General features: G+C 74.4%; 13 protein-coding genes. 5 read left to right on the forward strand and 8 right to left on the reverse strand.

What is annotated here, in order from left to right; genetic code table 11:
- The first annotated feature begins 384 nt into the window (after nt 1–384).
- Together ACLQ2R_RS35590 and ACLQ2R_RS35595 are read left to right on the forward strand one after the other, a co-directional pair.
- Nucleotides 385–594, forward strand: coding sequence for a DUF5999 family protein (locus ACLQ2R_RS35590; protein WP_425965816.1), 210 nt, complete (start codon nt 385–387; stop codon nt 592–594).
- Nucleotides 591–1,469, forward strand: a complete 879-nt coding sequence (locus tag ACLQ2R_RS35595; RefSeq protein ID WP_425965817.1) for an ATP-binding protein — start codon at nt 591–593, stop codon at nt 1,467–1,469. Before ACLQ2R_RS35590 ends, ACLQ2R_RS35595 begins: the two co-directional genes overlap by 4 nt.
- Nucleotides 1,470–1,548: 79 nt before the next feature.
- Here ACLQ2R_RS35595 and ACLQ2R_RS35600 read toward each other — a convergent pair whose 3' ends face one another.
- From ACLQ2R_RS35600 to ACLQ2R_RS35630, 7 genes are all read right to left on the reverse strand, one after another.
- Nucleotides 1,549–3,921: an ATP-binding protein gene (locus tag ACLQ2R_RS35600; protein WP_425965818.1), complete on the reverse strand. Its 2,373-nt coding sequence runs from the start codon at nt 3,919–3,921 to the stop codon at nt 1,549–1,551.
- 285 nt (nt 3,922–4,206) lie between these two features.
- Complete coding sequence (locus ACLQ2R_RS35605) at nt 4,207–4,956, reverse strand: glucose 1-dehydrogenase (protein ID WP_425965819.1); 750 nt, start codon at nt 4,954–4,956, stop codon at nt 4,207–4,209.
- A 1-nt stretch (nt 4,957) separates the two neighbouring features.
- Nucleotides 4,958–7,174, reverse strand: a complete 2,217-nt coding sequence (locus tag ACLQ2R_RS35610; RefSeq protein WP_425965820.1) for an acetate--CoA ligase family protein — start codon at nt 7,172–7,174, stop codon at nt 4,958–4,960.
- Nucleotides 7,171–8,811 (reverse strand): AMP-binding protein, encoded by a 1,641-nt coding sequence (locus ACLQ2R_RS35615; RefSeq protein ID WP_425965821.1) that lies wholly within the window; start codon nt 8,809–8,811, stop codon nt 7,171–7,173. The genes ACLQ2R_RS35610 and ACLQ2R_RS35615 overlap by 4 nt, the downstream gene beginning before the upstream one ends.
- A gap of 155 nt (nt 8,812–8,966) precedes the next feature.
- A complete protein-coding gene (locus ACLQ2R_RS35620; protein WP_425965822.1) occupies nt 8,967–9,308 on the reverse strand; it encodes a VOC family protein in 342 nt (113 codons plus the stop codon).
- Nucleotides 9,305–9,883, reverse strand: coding sequence for a Zn-ribbon domain-containing OB-fold protein (locus tag ACLQ2R_RS35625; protein WP_425965823.1), 579 nt, complete (start codon nt 9,881–9,883; stop codon nt 9,305–9,307). The genes ACLQ2R_RS35620 and ACLQ2R_RS35625 overlap by 4 nt, the downstream gene beginning before the upstream one ends.
- Before the next feature lie 57 nt (nt 9,884–9,940).
- On the reverse strand, nt 9,941–11,848 hold the full coding sequence (locus tag ACLQ2R_RS35630) for a protein kinase domain-containing protein (RefSeq protein WP_425965824.1): 1,908 nt from the start codon (nt 11,846–11,848) through the stop codon (nt 9,941–9,943).
- A 224-nt stretch (nt 11,849–12,072) separates the two neighbouring features.
- Between ACLQ2R_RS35630 and ACLQ2R_RS35635 the strand changes: the two genes are divergently transcribed.
- Together ACLQ2R_RS35635 and ACLQ2R_RS35640 are read left to right on the forward strand one after the other, a co-directional pair.
- The gene (locus ACLQ2R_RS35635) at nt 12,073–12,693 is read left to right on the forward strand and encodes an isochorismatase family protein (RefSeq protein ID WP_425965825.1); all 621 of its coding nucleotides are present in this window, start codon (nt 12,073–12,075) and stop codon (nt 12,691–12,693) included.
- Nucleotides 12,693–13,502: an SDR family NAD(P)-dependent oxidoreductase gene (locus ACLQ2R_RS35640; RefSeq protein WP_425965868.1), complete on the forward strand. Its 810-nt coding sequence runs from the start codon at nt 12,693–12,695 to the stop codon at nt 13,500–13,502. Before ACLQ2R_RS35635 ends, ACLQ2R_RS35640 begins: the two co-directional genes overlap by 1 nt.
- A 47-nt stretch (nt 13,503–13,549) precedes the next feature.
- Here ACLQ2R_RS35640 and ACLQ2R_RS35645 read toward each other — a convergent pair whose 3' ends face one another.
- Nucleotides 13,550–14,968, reverse strand: coding sequence for a serine hydrolase domain-containing protein (locus ACLQ2R_RS35645; protein ID WP_425965826.1), 1,419 nt, complete (start codon nt 14,966–14,968; stop codon nt 13,550–13,552).
- Between the two features lie 34 nt (nt 14,969–15,002).
- On the opposite strand from ACLQ2R_RS35645, the gene ACLQ2R_RS35650 reads away from it, so the two are divergent.
- Nucleotides 15,003–15,971 carry a cyclase family protein gene (locus tag ACLQ2R_RS35650; protein ID WP_425965827.1) on the forward strand — a complete coding sequence of 323 codons (969 nt, stop codon included), beginning with the start codon at nt 15,003–15,005 and terminating at the stop codon, nt 15,969–15,971.
- The last annotated feature ends 46 nt before the right edge of the window (nt 15,972–16,017 follow it).

The following is a 16,017-nucleotide window of genomic DNA, read 5'->3' on the forward strand; positions in this document are numbered from 1 at the left end:
TGTGGCGGCGCCATTGACCGGATGTCTTCCGTGACGAGGGAGGCTACCCGGACAAAAGGATGATTCACGACACGTTAAAGCAGTCGTCAAGTGACTTAGTGTGACGTACCTAGACAAACATCGACGTCAACGGCCTTTTACGTATTTTCAGCATCAAACCTCCAAGGCAAAAGATCTACCAAAAGGGCTCCGGGTCCGGCCGGGCCCGGCATCCACCCTCGTGAAGTTTCGATCTGTCTGATGTCTTCTGGGTGCTTCATCACCTTTTCGGACATATAGGTAGTCGTGTAGGTATTTGTCCCCCTGTGGAGGAATTGGTTGCGCGAGATGCTGGTCACACCAGTAAGGGCTCCTGCAACCAGAGAAGGATCGAAGGTACGAGCCATGTGTCATCACCAGCCCCGATGTCCCCTCGCGAGCGCCCCCGATCACGATGCCGCGCATCTGGTGGTCTTCCACCCGGAACAGGGGTGGGGGCTGCTCTGTAACGGTGTGGTCGTCTTCGACGACACCGGAGCACTCCTGCCGGACGGGAGCAGCGTTCCCGTTCACGGCATCCCCGTCCACCGGGACGCACTGGGACGGGCGGCGTGAGCGGCCCGCTCCGCGTCGCCGACACCACCGGCGCGCCCACCGCCGCCGGAACGTCCGCGCTCGCCGAGGCCCCCGCCACGACCGCGCCCGCCACGACCGTGCTCGGCATGACGGCACCCCCTACGACCGCGCCCGGTACGGCCGGATCACCCCGGATCGCCGGTGTGTTCGGCGTCGCCGAACCTCCCGCGATCCCCGGCGCGTTCGCCGTCACGGTGCCCGAGATCGCCGACGCGCCCGACGACGCGAACCCCTCCGGCTTCACCGACGTGTCCGGAACCTCGTGCTGCGACACCGTCGGCACCGCTGACACCGCTGACACCGCTGACACCGCTGACACCGCTGACACCGCCGACACCGCCGACACCGCCGGCACCGCCGGCGGCTCGGACACCACGGACGCCGCGACACCGCCCGAGCCGCGCCCGCAGGCCGTCTCACCGGTGTCCATCGGACGGCCGTCCACCACCCCCCGCCCCGGCCACCCGCCCGTCCGCGAGCGATGGCACCTGTTCGCCCCCGACTCCTCGTCCGTGCCCCGGGCCCGTCACATGACCCGCGACTGCCTGGAGGGCTGGGGACTGCAGGAGCAGAGCCAGGTCGCCGAACTGCTCGTCAGCGAGCTGGTCACCAACGCGCTGCGCCACTCGGGAGGAGCCATCCGGCTCGCCCTGTTCCTCTCGGACGGCATGCTGCGCGGCGAGGTCGAGGACGCCGACCCCTCCCTTCCCCGGGTGTGCCGGGCACGCGACGAGGACGAGCGGGGACGCGGGATGTACCTGCTCGAACTGCTCTCCTGCTGCTGGGGCAGCGCCCGTACCGCCAAGGGCAAGACCGTCTGGTTCGAACTGATCGCACACCCCGCGCGGGGCTGACCTCCCCTCGGGGACCGTTCCCGAGGCCGCCCGCCGTTCTCCCCGGAGGAGCGGGAAACCGGGTCCCTCCCCGGTGCCGTCAGCCGCCCGGGGGAGGGGACTCGCCCGTGTCCCGCCCGCCGTCCCCGTCGTGGCCGCCGTCCCGGCCGTGGTCCCCGGTCCGGTCGCGGTCCTCGGCCCAGACCGCGATCTGGGCCCGCGAGTGGAAGCCGAGCTTGGTCATGATGTGCTCCACATGACCCTCCGCGGTACGCCGGGCGATGGTGAGCGCGGTCGCGATGTCCCTGTTGCTCAGCCCCCGGGCGACGAGCCGGGCGATCTCCGTCTCCCTGCGGGTCAGCGGGGAGGGCGGGACCGTCGCGGAGAGGTCACCGGGGCGCTCGTACTCTCCCAGCGCCATGGCGACCGTCTCGTCGCGGGTCATCCGCCCCCCGTACCGGGCCGCCGCGTCGAAGGCGGCCCCTCCCAGGGCGGCGCGCGAGGCGGCCTCGCACTCGTCGTGGTAGCGCATCAGATGCCCGTACCCGGACAGCGGTGCCCCGAGCGCCTGCCAGATCTTCTCCAGCACTCCCAGCAGCCTGGCCGCCCGGACGTGGTCGCCCTCGGCGGCGGCGATCCAGGCAAGCACCTCCAGGTTGACGCCGGTGCCCAGCAGGTCGTCGAGCGAGCGGTTGAACCTCAGGCTCTCCCGCTCCAGCTCGGCCGCGCGCCGCGCGTCCCCCTGGCGCCAGACCCCGACCCCGAGCGCCATCATGGCGTACGCCCGGTGCCAGCCCTCCCCGTGGGTCTCGCAGAGTGCCAGGCACCTCTCCCCGGCGGCGACCGAGCTCGGCCAGTCCTCCCGGAAGGAGTGGGCCAGGCAGAGCCGGATGAGCGTCGCGGCGAGCCCGGTCGGGTCGTCCTCGGCGCGATGGCGCTCCGCCGCCTCCTCGTAGAGCCCGATCGCGACCTCGACGTCCCCCCGGGACATCGAGATCATCCCCGACCAGAGGGCGACGTAGCCGAGGATCGCCTCCTGCCCCGGTCGCCTGCCGATCGCCTCGGCCTGCTCCAGCATCGTCGTGGCGGTGTCCATGTCGGCCTGGATGACGGCCAGCCAGGCGCCGGACCACAGGGCCCGGCCCCTGGTCTCGTCCGGCCCGGCCCCGGCGAGCAGGCTCCGGTCCAGCCAGCGGCGCCCCTCGTCGAGGTAGTGGCTGGTGATCCAGTGGTAGAGCAGGTCGGTGGCCATGCCCAGGGCCTCGGGAACCCCGCCGGGCTCGGAGAAGCAGTACTCCAGCGCGGTGCGCAGGTTGGCGTGGTCGAGCCTCAGCCGGCCGAACCGGGCCACCTGCCCGGGACCGAACAGGTCCGCGTACGCCCGCGCCGAGAGCCGCCGGTAGTGGTCGCGGTGCCGCCGCAGCAGCGTGTCCTCCTGCCCGGAGGCCACGAGGTGCTCGCGGCCGTACTGCCTGATCGTCTCCAGCAGCCGGTAGCGGGCGGTCGAGGGCGTGCCGGGATGGTCCTCACGGATCAGGATGGACTTTCCCACCAGCCCGATCACCAGGTCGATCACCTCCTCGGGCTCGATGCCGTCCCCCGAGCAGACCGCCTCGGCCGCCTGGAGGTCCAGGCCGTCGGTGAACACCGAGACGCGCGCCCACATCAGCCGCTCCTGCTCGGTGCACAGGACGTGGCTCCAGTCGATCAGGGCGCGGAGCGTCCGCTGGCGGGGCAGCGCGGCCGGGGAACCCCCGGTCAGCAGCCGGAAGCGGTCGTCCAGGCGGGCCAGCAACTCGCCGGGGGACAGGGCCCGCAGCCGTACGACGGCCAGCTCGATCGCGAGAGGGATGCCGTCCAGCCTGCGGCAGATGCGTTCCACGTCGGAACGGTTGTCGTCGGTGATCGTGAACCCCGGGACGATCGCGGCGGCCCGCTCGGCGAACAGCCGTACCGCCTCAGACGGGGCGGACGGCGCCGTGGGCGGCGCGGCACGGCCCGAGCCCGGCGGGGGCGGGGGCAGCGACAACGTCGGCACGGGCAGGGTCTGCTCGCCGGCGATGCCCAGGGCCTGCCGGCTGGTGGCGAGGATCCGCAGGCCCGGGGCGGAACGCACCAGGCTCTCGGCCAGTACGGCGCAGTCGCGGAGCAGGTGCTCGCAGTTGTCCAGGATCAGCAGGGCCCGCTTCGCCCGCAGGTGATCGGCGAGCATCTCGGCGGGAGGCCGGTGGGAGACGTCCCGGATGCCCAGGGCCTCGTTCACCGACCCGACGAGCAGCTCCGGGTCCCGTAGCCCGGCCAGCTCGACCAGCCACACCCCGTCGGGGAAGGCCCGCTGGACGTCGGCGGCGACGTGCAGGGCGAGCCTGGTCTTGCCGACGCCGCCGGGACCGACGAGGGTCACCACGCGGGCCGTGGACAGCAGGTGCCTGACCTCGGCGATCTCATGCCGACGCCCTACGAAACTGGTCACCTCGGACGGCAGATCCGTTTTCTGCCGGTGCGCGCGGGTGACCGGTGCCACCTTGTCCATCAGGACCTCACGCCGGCTTCGTCGAGTGGACCGCCGTGTGGCTGGATCCGACCGGCACGTCCACCCTATGCGCAGGGCGTCACCGTCTCGCACGTGCCGTGGCCGTACGGTCGCCCCGAGTGATCGCCGGGAGGGCCGGTCGGCGGCCCGCCGTGTTCCGTGGTCCGGGCCGGTCGCCGTCCCGCCGGTGTCCGGTGGCCTGGCCGGTCGGTGGCCCGCGCCGGGTCAGTAGCCGGCGCCCGTCAGCATGCCGCCGTCCACGGTGAACTCGCTGCCCGTGCAGTAGCTCGCCCGGTCGGAGGCCAGGAAGGCGACCACGTGGGAGACCTCCACCGGTTTCGCGAAACGCTTGATGACCATGGACTTCAGGAACGCCTCGCCGTCGACCTCCGCCGCCAGCTCCGGATCCAGCACCATGGAGGTGGCGATGGCGCCCGGATGGACGGAGTTCACCCGGATCTTGAACCGGGCCAGCTCGCGGGCCGCGGCCTTGGTCACCCCGCGCACCCCGAACTTGGAGGCGGCGTAGGCGGACATGCCCTCGGCGGCGATGAAGCCCTCGACGGAGGAGATGTTCACGATCGCCCCCCGGCCCGCGGCCTTCATGGGCTCGATGACGGACTTGACGCCCAGCCAGGTGCCCTTGAGATTGACGTCCAGGATGCGTTCGTACTCCTCCATCGTCATATCCGCGATCCGCCGATATTTCATGATCCCGGCGTTGTTGACCAGGACGTCGAGCTTGCCGTACGCCTCGGCCGTGGCCGCCACGGCGCGTTCCCAGTCCCCGGGCCGGGTCACGTCCTGGTGGACGAAGATCGCCCCGGTCTCCTCGGCGAGCGCCTCGCCCTCCTCGTCGAGCACGTCGCCGAGGACGACCCGAGCCCCCTCCTGGAGGAACAGCCGCACGTGGGACTCGCCCATCCCCCTGGCGCCGCCGGTGACCAGGGCGACCTTTCCGTCCAGAAGACCCATCTCAAGCTCCTCGGGTGAAACGTGCGGCGGCGGCGACGGCCACGGCGGCCGCCTCCATCGAGCGGTAGACGGGGATCCCCGCCTCGGAGACGATCGCGCGGACCTCGTCCTCGACCCCCGGCGGCGCGCAGTCGCCGTTCCTGGTGACCAGGGTGATCCTGGTCCCCGGGAGGTCCCGCTGCGCCTGGGCGAGGGCCCGCGCGTACGCGTGGAGGGGATCGGCGGAGGTCCCGAAGGTGAAGAAGCTCTGCACGTTCACGTGCGCCACGACGTCGGGGTAGGGCCGGTGCGCCAGGATCGCCGCGACGGCCTCACCGGCCAGTCCCGGCCGGCCGCGCGGGCCCACCGGGATCTCCAGCGGGTTGGCCGGGGAGGTGCCGGGGGCTCCGGCCCCCAGGGCGGCGAGCGCCTCCCGTGCCCCCCGCGGCAGCTCGGCCAGCGACAGCCCGGCCGCGTCGAAGGCGTCCGCGGCCAGCACGCTCGCCCCGCCGCTCGGACCGATCACCAGCACGCCGGTGGGGCCGGTCCGGGACGGGACGATGCGGGAGGCGTGGGACCGGAAGAAGCACAGGGTGCCGATCAGGTCGTCCTGGCTGCCGACCAGGACGGCGCCGGTCTGGTCGGCCAGGGCCCGCCAGACGCGGCCGTCGCCGACCATGCCGCCGGTGTGGGAGGCGGCGGCCCTGCGGCCCTGGCCGCTCCTGCCGCCGACCAGCAGGACCACCGGGAGGCGTCCCCGCAGCGCGAGCAGGGCCTCGAAGAGGGCTCGGCCGTCGCGGGGGTCCTCCAGGTACATGCCGACGACCGAGGTCTGCTCGTCGCCGCCCAGCCAGCCCAGCAGCTCAGCCGGGGTCACGTCGGCGGAGTTGCCGACGGTGGCCACGCGGCTGAACGCCAGCCCGCGCCGCTCGCCCACCCTGACCACCTCCCCGGCCAGGCCGCCGCTCTGCGAGATCAGCGCCACGTGCCCCGGCGGGCCCGGCTCGCCGCCGATGAAGGTCTGCCCGCCGCGCGGACTGTAGACGCCCATGCAGTTCGGGCCGAGCAGCCGCGTCCCGGCCTCCCGCGCCGCGCCGACCAGCCCGGCCTCCAGCCCGGACGCCCCGGCCTCGCCGAATCCGCCGCTCATCACCTGGACGAACGCGACACCGGCGGCCTGCCGTACGACCTCCGCGCAGCGTTCGGCCGGTACGGCGACCAGCGCGTAGTCGACGTCGGCATCCGCCAGGGACGGCACCGCGGGCACCCCGTCGATCTCGCTCGCCTCCGGGTGGACCGCGACCAGCGGCACGCCGGTGGCCCGGTAGAAGCCCAGGAACATGTTCCCGAAGTTCGGCCTGCTCGCGGAGGCGCCCACCACGGCCACCGCCCGGGGTTCGAACAGCGCGGTGAAGTCCTGGGCCTGACCCGGCCGGCCGGTCGGGCCGGTCGGGTGCGCCGGGCCGGCGTCGCCGGTCGGGTCCCCGGAGCCCGTCGAGCGGGTGACGTCCGCCGGGCCGGTGGGGCCGGTCGCGCGGGTCGCGGCGGGCAGGTAGCGCGCGTCCACCGCGATCACCCCCTTCTCGGAGGCGATCACCGGGTTGAGCTCGAACTCGCCCAGTTCCAGCTCCTCCCACAGCCCTCCCGCCCCGCCGATCGCGAGCAGCAGCCCGGTCAGGGCCTCGACGTCCACGGCCGGGCGGCCCCGGTACCCGTGGAGCAGCGGGGCGGCGCGCAGGGAGGCGAGCATCCGCCGTACGCCGGCCTCGGAGACCGGGCACAGGCGGAGCGCGGTGTCGCGCATGACCTCGGTCCAGATCCCGCCCAGCCCGGCGAGCAGGACGGGCCCGAAGGACGGGTCGCGCACCACGCCCACGATCAGCTCGACCCCCGGGGCGGCCTGCTCCTCGACCAGGAAGCCGTCGGGGAGCAGGCCGTGCCCGGCCAGGGCGGCCAGCATCCCGGTGGCCGCCCGCGCCGCCTCGACCGGCCCGGTCAGCCCCAGCCGTACCGCCCCGGCGTCCGACTTGTGCGTCAGGCCCGGGCCGTGGGCCTTGAGCACCAGGGGAGGCGTCAGCCCCACGGCCGCCGCGGCGACCCCGGCGGAGGAGACGGCCGTCACGCCGCGCGGTACCGCGATCCCCCGCTCCCGCAGCAGCGCCTTGACCTCGTGCTCGGCGAACCGCGCGGCCCCCCCGCCCCCCGGCGGGGCGGCGTCTCCTTTCCCGCGCGGGGTCACGCCTCGTCCGCCCGGTTCCCGTACCTCTCCCGGATCTCCCGCCTCAGCAGCTTGCCCGGCCCGCCGGAGGCGTCCTGGAAGTGCGGGAGGTCGTCGGCCACGACGACACGGTCGGGGCGCCGGTGGGCGGGGAGCGTCTCGGCGAGGGCAAGGGCGATCTTGGCGGGGTCGAGCGTGTGCCCCGTCCTGGCCACCACCGCGAGCAGCACCTCCTGCTCGGTCGCCTCCTGCCCCTCGGCCTGGGCGGGGACGCCGACCGCGCCGGCCTCGGCGACGCCGTCCAGCGCCACCGCGGCCTCCTCGATCGCCGAGGGCTGCGACCACAGGCCACCCTTGAGGATGGAGTCCTCCCGGCGGCCGAGCACGGTGAGGTCGCCGTCCTCGGACAGGACGCCCAGGTCGCCGCCGACGTACCACTCGCCGCGCAGCACCTCGGCGGTCCTGCCGGGCAGGCCGTCGTACCCGGCCATCCGGTGCGGGCCGGCGAGGTTGATCTCGCCCACCTCACCGACCAGCCTCCTCCCCGAGGGGCCGGTGACGCGCACCGCGTTGCCGGTACGCGCGCGGCCGGAGGAACCGAGCGGGGTGCCGCCGTCGTCCACCCGGCCGAAGCAGGTGTAGGGGGCCTCGGTCTGGCCGTAGTAGCAGTAGACGCCCGCGTCGGGCAGCCGCTCCTTCATCCTGGCCAGCAGGGCGGCCGGGAGCGGTTCGCCGCCCAGCATGATGACCCGCAGCGACGACAGGTCGGCGCCGGCGTGGTCGTCGGAGCCCAGCAGCGCCGCGTAGAAGGACGGGATCTGCGAGACGTGGGTGACCCTCTCCCGGGGGACGACCCTCAGGAAGTTCGCCGGGCCCCAGTCCTGTTCCAGCACCAGCCGCATGCCCGCGTACAGCGCGGGGCCGACCAGGGCGGGGAAGCCGATGCCCCAGATGATCGCCCCGGTGCCGAGCACCGAGTCCTCGGTGCGCGGCACGTCGAGCCAGATCTGCGCGGTGGCCAGCGACGAGGCGTGCGTGTGGACGACCGCCTTGGGCAGGCCGGTCGTGCCCGAGGTGTAGTACAGCGCCAGCGGATCGTCCCACGAACCGCCCAGGGCGGGCTCGTCCTCCGGGGCGCCGGCGGTGAGCGCGTCGAGGTCCACCGTTTCCCCGGTGTCCCCGGTGTCCCCGGTGTCCCCGGTGTCCCCGGCGTTTCCGGCGTCCCCGGGTCCGCCGATCCTGATCCAGCGGGTGACCTCCGGCAGCCGGGGACGGATCTCGGCGACGGCCCCCTCCACCGTGGAGTCGTACACGAACGAGGTGGCGCCGGACCGCGCGACGACCGCCGCCAGCGTGTCGACCGGCCAGTACGGGTTGAGCGCCGCGGTGACGGCGCCGAGCTTCGCCGCGGCCAGGTAGACCTCGGCGACGTGCAGCGTCTCGTTGAGCAGCGCCGCCACCCGCCGTCCGGGTTCCACCCCGGCCTCCGCGAGCGCGTGGGCCCGCCGGTTGACGAGCCGGTCGAGCTCGGCGTAGGTGAGGTTCCGCTCTCCGCAGTAGGTCAGCGCGACCCGGTCGGGGGTGCGCCTGGCGTTGGCGGTGAGGACTGCGTGGGCGTAGTTGCCGTACGGGGTGCCTGCCGGGGTCGGACGCGCCATCTCTGGCCTCCGTTCGGAGCGAGGGGGTGGGCGGGTTCGGGGCGGGGAGCGGGGGGGTGGGTGGGGGGATACGGGGTGGTGAGGGCGAGCGGTGAAGGTGCGCGAGGAGGGGGCGGCGGGGTGGCGGGGTGGCGGTGGGAGGGGGCGGCCGGGGCTCAGCGTGGTGCGTACAGGACGAAGACGTTTCCCGACGGGTCGCGCAGCACGGCCCTGACCTCGTGCGGTCCGGCCTCGGGCTCGCGCAGGAGCTCGGCCCCGGCCTCGGTCAGTTCCCGCGCGGACCGCGCCACGTCGTCCACCCGGTAGGAGGGGGCGGTGGTCCCGCCCGCCACCTGCTCCCGGGCCGCCACCAGCGCGACCGTGGCCCCGCCGCCGTCCAGGGCCGCGAACCGGTCGCCGTCGCGGAACCTGACCGCCAGTCCGAGCGTGCCCGCGTAGAAGGCGATGGCCCGGTCCAGGTCGTCCACGGGGATCAGTACGTTGCCGAGCGTGCTCACGCGGGCCTCCACTGGGGCAGGTCGTCGACGAAGGTCACGCGGACCGGCATGCCGATCCGCACCAGGTCCGGCGGGCACTCCACGACCCGCCCGAACACCCGGACCCCCTCGGGAAGGTCGATCCAGGCCAGGACGTACGGCTCCCGCCCCTGGAAGGCGGGGACGAACGAGCGGTGCACGACGGTGAAGGTGTGGACGGTGCCGTCCCCGGAGACGGGCTCGCAGGGCGGTTCGGCGGCGCCGCAGTCCGGGCACTCCGCGACGGGCGGATGCGCCCGGCGGCCGCAGGCCGCGCAACACTGGACGACCAGCTCACCACGGCGGCAGGCGTCCCGGTAGGCGAGAGACTCGTCGGACGCGGTGACGGGTCCGGACACGCTGACAGGTCCGGAAGGGGCGACGGGCCCGGACGGGGTGACGGGTCCGGACGGGGTGACGGGTCCGGACGGGGTGACGGGCTCGGATGTGATGACGGGCTCGGATGCGATGACGGGCAGGGCGGCGGGCGCGGTGACGGGCCCGGTCGCCGGGGTGGCCGCCGGGCTCGCCGGTGCTCCGATCGTCGATCTGGTCATCGATCGCCAAGCTAGCGCACGCTTGGTTGCCTCACAAGATGCCGTTCTCCGGTCGTCTCACGAGACGGTGCCCTCGCCCGCCCCCCACATGTAGGGCTCGTCGGCGGGCGGTTCCGGCCCCTCCGGCCGGTTCGGGGCGGTACCGAGGTCGGCGGTGCGGTCGTTACCGAGATCGGCGGTGGAGTCGACGCCGAGGTCGGCGGTGGGGTCGGCGCCGCCGTCGGCACCCGGGCCGGGAGCGTCACCGGGCGGGAGCTCGCACGGCTCCCCCCGGACCTCCTCGGTGCGGCTGGACGCCCCGCCGGGGAAGGCGGGCACGGTGGAGACCGTGACCCGGCGGTAGACGGTCTCCCCGCAGTCCGGGGGCGTGAAGGCGTACGGGACGGTGTGCGCGTAGGAGGTGGACCCGGCGAGCACGGCGGTGCGCGGGGGCGCCGGGACGAGGCCGCCGGGGTCGGGTCCCTCGGCGAAGACGACGGTGGCCGTGACCTTCCCCGGCGTGGAGGCGCGGAGGCGGATCGTGGCCCCGCGGGCGCCGATCTCCGGGATCGACAGCTCGCCGACCGTGTGCTCCGGCTCCGGGGACCCCTGCGACCCGGTGGGCGACCCCGTCGGCGATCCCGTGGGACGCGGCGTGGGGACCGGCGAGCGGGCGGTGGGCGTCCGGGAGCCCGTCGGCTCCGGAGGCCGCGGCTGCGGGCCGGTGGACGGGGGAGCCGTCGGCCGGGGCCGTACCGGGACCTCCGAGGGGAGCGGGGGGACGTGGTGGGGAGAGGTGCCCCGTGAGGGCGGCGAGCCCCGTTCGGCGGCGAGACTCGGCGTGAGCCGCGTGGACGGCTCCTCCGGCCCCGCGGGTGCCGCCGTCCGGTTCCGCCGCCGTGCCGGTGTCTCCTCGATCACCGCGGAGCCGGGCGGCGGGGTGAAGATCGTGTCCGCGGAGAGCCGGTCCTGCGGCCGGTTGCCCGCGATCACCCCGGCGGTCATCGCGACGGTGATCACCCCCAGCCCGGCCAGCGTCCTGGGGCCCAGACGGGGACGCCGCGGCGTGTCACCGCGTCCGGCCCGTCCCGTCCCGGCCGCCCGCCCCGCCCGGCCGAAGACGCCTCCCGCGCCCGAGGCGCCCGCCTCCGCCGTCCTGGCCAGCGGGAACGTCAGCGCCAGCGACGTGGCCAGCTCGGCGAGGTGCCGCCGCCCGCGCTGTTCCCACTCCGGCCCGTACGCCGCCGTCGCGGCGCTCTCCAGCTCCCGCAGGAACTCCCGCGCGCCCCGCGGCCGATCCGCCGGGTCACCGGCCATGCCACGGGTGACCAGGACGCGCACCGAGCCGGGCACCTCCTCGACCAGGGTGGGCGCCGTGCTCCCGTGCGCCGGGGCGCCGGGGTCGTTCTCCCCCGGGCCGTGGCCGGTGAGGCACTCGAAGAACACGCGCGTGGCCGCGTGGACGTCGGCCGCCACGCTCGCCGGAGCCCCCCGCCGCAGCTCGGGCGCCAGGTGTGCGGGGTCGCCGCCGGGGACGACGACGCCGAGGTCGGACAGCTTGCTGCCGCCGTCGGCCTGGACCAGCACGTTCTCCAGCCTGTGGTCGCGGTGCAGGATCCCGGCGTCGTGCGCGGCGGCCAGGCCCAGCAGCGAGCCCTTGAGCACGGCCAGCGCCGCCTCCGGGCTGGTCGTGCCGTGCTCGTCCAGGATCCGCCGGAGCGCCACCCCGTCGACCAGCTCCATCACGACCGCGGCTTCGAGCACGTCCTCGTAGTACTCGTGAAGCCGCACCACGTTCGGATCCCGCAGCTCCACCAGGACGCGCGCCTCGGCCCGGAAGCGGGCCAGGAACCGCGGGTCGTCCTTGAGGGCCGCGCCGAAATACTTGATGGCCACATAGGCCCCCGTGGGGGCGTACGTGGCCAGCACCACCCGCCCGCCCCCGCCGACGCCGAGTTCCCGAACCTCGCGGTACTCCGGAACCATCCAGCCCCCCTCCGAGTGCCCTCGACTTGTTCGACGGTCTCACCCATGCGGTCGGTTGTCACGATCGGCCGAGTTCGGCGTGGATCATGCCGGAATCGTGCTCGATGGCCGTGAGGGGCGCGTGTTAGGCTCCGGGAGTATACCAAGCAAGCGCTCGGCTCACCTTCTGGCCCGGGAACCGGTCCGGGAGGTGAGCCGGGGGTGTTCGCGGCGGTGGAGGTCGTATGCCGGTCGATCTGGGAGCTCTCGTCGCGCCGGGGCACAGCGCGGTGCTGGCGATGGAGATGCAGCGCGGTGTCGCCGGGGACCTCGCGAGGTTCCCCGGCCTGGTGGAGGTGTCCGCCCGCGGCGGCGTGGTGGACAACGCGGCCGTGGTCCTGGCCGCCGCCCGCGCGGCAGGGGTGCCGGTGGTCCACTGCACCGCCGCGTTCCGTGCCGACCGGGCCGGGTCGCACACCGCGAACAGCCCCTTCATCACCGCCCTGCTCAAGGACCCCTCGCACATGCTGGAGGGCACGGGGGCCGTCGAGGTGCTGCCCGCCCTGCTCGCCCCCGGTGACCTGGAGTCGCGCCGTCACCACGGCTTCTCCCCGTTCACCGGGACCGCGCTGGACATGACGCTGCGCTCGCTCGGCGTCTCGACCGTCGTCGCCGTGGGCTTCTCCCTCAACCTCGGCATCCCCGGGCTCGCCCTGGAGGCCGTCAACCTCGGCTACCGGGTGGCGGTGGTGACCGACGCCGTCGCCGGGGTGCCGGAGGACTACGCGCGGGCCGTACTGCGGCACACCGTGAGCCTGCTGGCCACGCGGGTGACCGCCGCCGAGGTCGCGGGGGCCTGGACGTGATGGAGGGCCTGCGGCTGGACGGCCGCACGGCGGTGGTGACCGGAGGGGCCGGGGCGATCGGCGCGGCCGTCTGCCGTGACCTGTCCGCGCTCGGCGCGCGGATCGTCGTCGCCGACGTCGACGGACCGGGGGCCGCGACGGTCGCCGACGAGCTCAACGGCGCCTCGCTCGGCCTGGGCGCCGGCGCCGGTGCCGGTGCCGGATCGGGAACGCCCAGGGAGCGGACGGCACCCGCCACGTCCCTGGAGGTCGACCTGGCCGACCCGGCGTCGATCGAGGAGTTCTGCGGGCGGGCCGGGCCGGTGGACATCCTGGTCAGCAACGCCGGGGTGTCGATCGTCGAGCCGTTCGTCACCGGTGATCCCGAGGGCTGGGAGCTGATGTGGCGGGTCAACCTGCGCGCCCCGATGCTGCTCACCCGCCTCCTGCTGCCGGGGATGACGGAACGCGGCTGGGGGCGGCTGATCTTCGTCTCCTCCGACGGCGCGCGGGCCGGCTCCGGGGGCGAGGGCGCGTACGCCGCGACCAAGGCCGGGCTGTTCGGCCTGTCCAGGACCCTCGCCAGGGAGGCGGCCCGGGGGAACGTCACCTCCAACGTGGTCTGCCCGGGTCCCACCGACACCCCGATGCTGCGCCGCGTGGACGCGGAGCGACCCGGGCTGGTCGACAGGATCGCCAGGGGCATCCCGCTGCGCCGCCTCGGCACCCCCGAGGACGTCGCCGGACTGATCGCCTACCTCTGCACCGACAGGGCCGCCTACGTCACGGGCCAGACCCTGTCGGTCAGCGGCGGCGTCACGATGCATTGACCGCCCCCCGGGAGGCGCGCTCCCCGCAGGGGCGGTCCCCCCGGGGCTCAGCGCGCCGGGCGGTCCTGGGAGAGCGACGCGTAGACGGCCTCGGCCAGGCGGTAGCCGCGCAGGCCGCCCGAGACGGCACCGGCCATCCTGTTCATCGTGTACGCCATGCCCAGGCCGTGCCCGGCGTCGCCGAGCCCCAGCGACCCGCCCATGCCGGTGTGGCCGAACGCGGTCTCCGCGCCCGCGGGGGGAGTGAGGAAGGTCATGGACGGGCGCATGTACCCCAGGCCGAAGGAGCTGTCGACGAACAGCACCCGGTCCGGGCCGTTCACCCTCCTGCGCGTCGCCTCCCGCAGGGTCTGAGGCCGGACGATCCGCCCGGCGACCAGGTCACGGTAGAAGCCCGCCAGGCCCCGGGCGGTGGTGACGGCGCCCATCGCGGGCCATCCGGCACGCAGGACGACCGGGTTGTTGGCGCCGCCCGGCAGCAGGTGGATCGGGGGGTTGCCCAGCGCCCGGTTCATCAGGCTGTTCCTGTCCGCCGACGCCCTGGCCATCAGCAGGAGCGGGTCCTCGCCGCCGTCCCCGGCGGCGGTGTTGCCGTTCACGGACTCCCCACCCGCCGGATTCCCGCTCACGGGCCGCCCGTCGGCGGCGTTCCCGCTCACGGGCCGTCCGTCCAGCCGCTCCCCGCCCGTCCCGTTCCCGCCCGTCCCGTTCCCGCTCGTGCCGTTCCCGGCCGCCGGTTCCTCGGCGGAGGTGTCCGGGGCCACCGGGGCCGCCGCGTCGCCGTCCGAGGGGGGCCGGCGGTCCCCGGCGGAGAGCCGCGCCGCCCGCTCGGCCACCTCGCCGTCGGCTCCCACCCAGAGGTCCAGGCCGGACGGCCCCGCGATCTCGGCGGCCACGATCTCCGCCACGGACCTCCCCGACACCCTGCGGATCACCTCGCCGACCAGGAACCCGTACGTCAGCGCGTGGTAGCCGTGCGCGGTCCCCGGCTCCCAGATCGGGGCCTGCCCGGCCAGCCGGTCCGCGATGGCGGCCTGGTCCTCGAACTCCTCCACCGGGACCGGCTCCTCGATCGCGGGCAGTCCCGCCTGGTGGGTGAGCAGGTGCTCGACGGTGACGCGCTCCTTGCCGCGACGGGCAAACTCCGGCCAGACGTCCGCGACCGGGGCGGAGACGTCGAGCAGTCCGCGCTCGGTCAGCGACAGCGCCACCGTCGCGGTCACCGCCTTCGTGCACGAGTACGCCAGCACGGGGGTGTCGCGCTCCCAGGGGCGCCCGCTCCTGCGGTCGGCGATCCCGCCCCACAGGTCGACGACCGGTTCGCCGTCCACGAAGACGGCGAACGCCGCGCCCAGCTCCTCGCCGCCGGCGAAGTGCCCGTCGAACACCTCGCGTACCCGCGAGAACCGTGGGTCGCAGTGCCCGTAGGTCTCCACACCGCTCCGAGTCGCGTCCTCTGCCGTCATCAGCCGCCCCGCACTTTCGAAAGTGAGCACTTGCTTGGTAGCCGAGCCTAACAACTGGGGCCGTTTCGGCCCAGGAGACCAGCGCGGGACCCTCAACCTGCTGACCCCGGCCACGGTCCTGGCCGCCCTGTCCTCCGCGTCCACCGGCCAGGTGATCAGCCTGGCCATGCCGATCAGGGGGGCCACCTCCTCGCCCGCCCCCACGACGGTCCCGCACCTGCGGGGCCGCCCGCTGCCGCAGCACTTCATGTCGGTCGACGGCGGCGACTACGCGGCCGGTGCCCGTCCGATCGGGGCGGGCCTGCGGATGGCCGACGACGCGCTCGTGGTCACCCACCACGGCACCACCACCCACATGGACGCGCTCTGCCACATGTGGGCGGGGGAGGAGCTCTACAACGGGCACCCGGCCGCCAGGGTCAGGTCCTACGGCGCCACCCGCTGCGGCATCGAGACCGCCGGAGGGGTCGTCGCGCGAGGGGTGCTCTTCGACGTCCCCCGGCACCTGGGCCTGGACAGCCTGCCGGTGGACTTCCGCATCCCGGGCGACCTGCTGGCGGAGATCCACGACGATCTGCGGCCGGGGGACGTGGCCGTCGTCCGTACCGGCTGGCCGCTGGTCTGGGAGTCCTCGCCGGAGGAGTACTGGGCGGGCCAGCCGGGGCTGTCCGCGGACGGCGGGCGGTGGCTGGCCGCCCGCGACGTCGCCATGGTCGCCTCCGACAACGCCGCCATCGGCGGTCTGAACGCCCGCCAGCTCGCCGACGAGAGCCCGGAGGACGACCTGCACCTGATCCTGCTCTGGCGGCACGGCGTCCACCTGGCCGAGATGCTCTCGCTGGAGGAACTGGCCGCCGCGTGCGCCGCCCGCGACCGCGGCGACGGCGACGGCGGGAGTGGGAGTGGGAGTGGGAGCGGCGACGGGAGCTTCGTCTTCGTCGCGGCCCCCCTGCGGATCGAGGGAGGCACCGGCAGCCCGATCAACCCGCTGGCGATCCTCTGACCGCGTACCGGAGCGGGATCACCGATGTGCCCGGCGCGGGGCACGC

It is taken from the genome of Streptosporangium sp. DT93, from assembly GCF_049844535.1.
Lineage (GTDB): Bacteria > Actinomycetota > Actinomycetes > Streptosporangiales > Streptosporangiaceae > Streptosporangium.

Excerpts from the sequence above, each read along its gene's own strand:
- ACLQ2R_RS35590 (WP_425965816.1), top strand. The coding sequence starts at position 385 with ATGTGTCATCACCAGCCCCGATGTCCCCTCGCGAGCGCCCCCGATCAC.
- ACLQ2R_RS35605 (WP_425965819.1), bottom strand. The coding sequence starts at position 4,956 with ATGGGTCTTCTGGACGGAAAGGTCGCCCTGGTCACCGGCGGCGCCAGG.
- ACLQ2R_RS35615 (WP_425965821.1), bottom strand. The coding sequence starts at position 8,811 with ATGGCGCGTCCGACCCCGGCAGGCACCCCGTACGGCAACTACGCCCAC.
- ACLQ2R_RS35625 (WP_425965823.1), bottom strand. The coding sequence starts at position 9,883 with ATGACCAGATCGACGATCGGAGCACCGGCGAGCCCGGCGGCCACCCCG.
- ACLQ2R_RS35630 (WP_425965824.1), bottom strand. The coding sequence starts at position 11,848 with ATGGTTCCGGAGTACCGCGAGGTTCGGGAACTCGGCGTCGGCGGGGGC.
- ACLQ2R_RS35635 (WP_425965825.1), top strand. The coding sequence starts at position 12,073 with ATGCCGGTCGATCTGGGAGCTCTCGTCGCGCCGGGGCACAGCGCGGTG.
- ACLQ2R_RS35640 (WP_425965868.1), top strand. The coding sequence starts at position 12,693 with ATGGAGGGCCTGCGGCTGGACGGCCGCACGGCGGTGGTGACCGGAGGG.
- ACLQ2R_RS35645 (WP_425965826.1), bottom strand. The coding sequence starts at position 14,968 with ATGACGGCAGAGGACGCGACTCGGAGCGGTGTGGAGACCTACGGGCAC.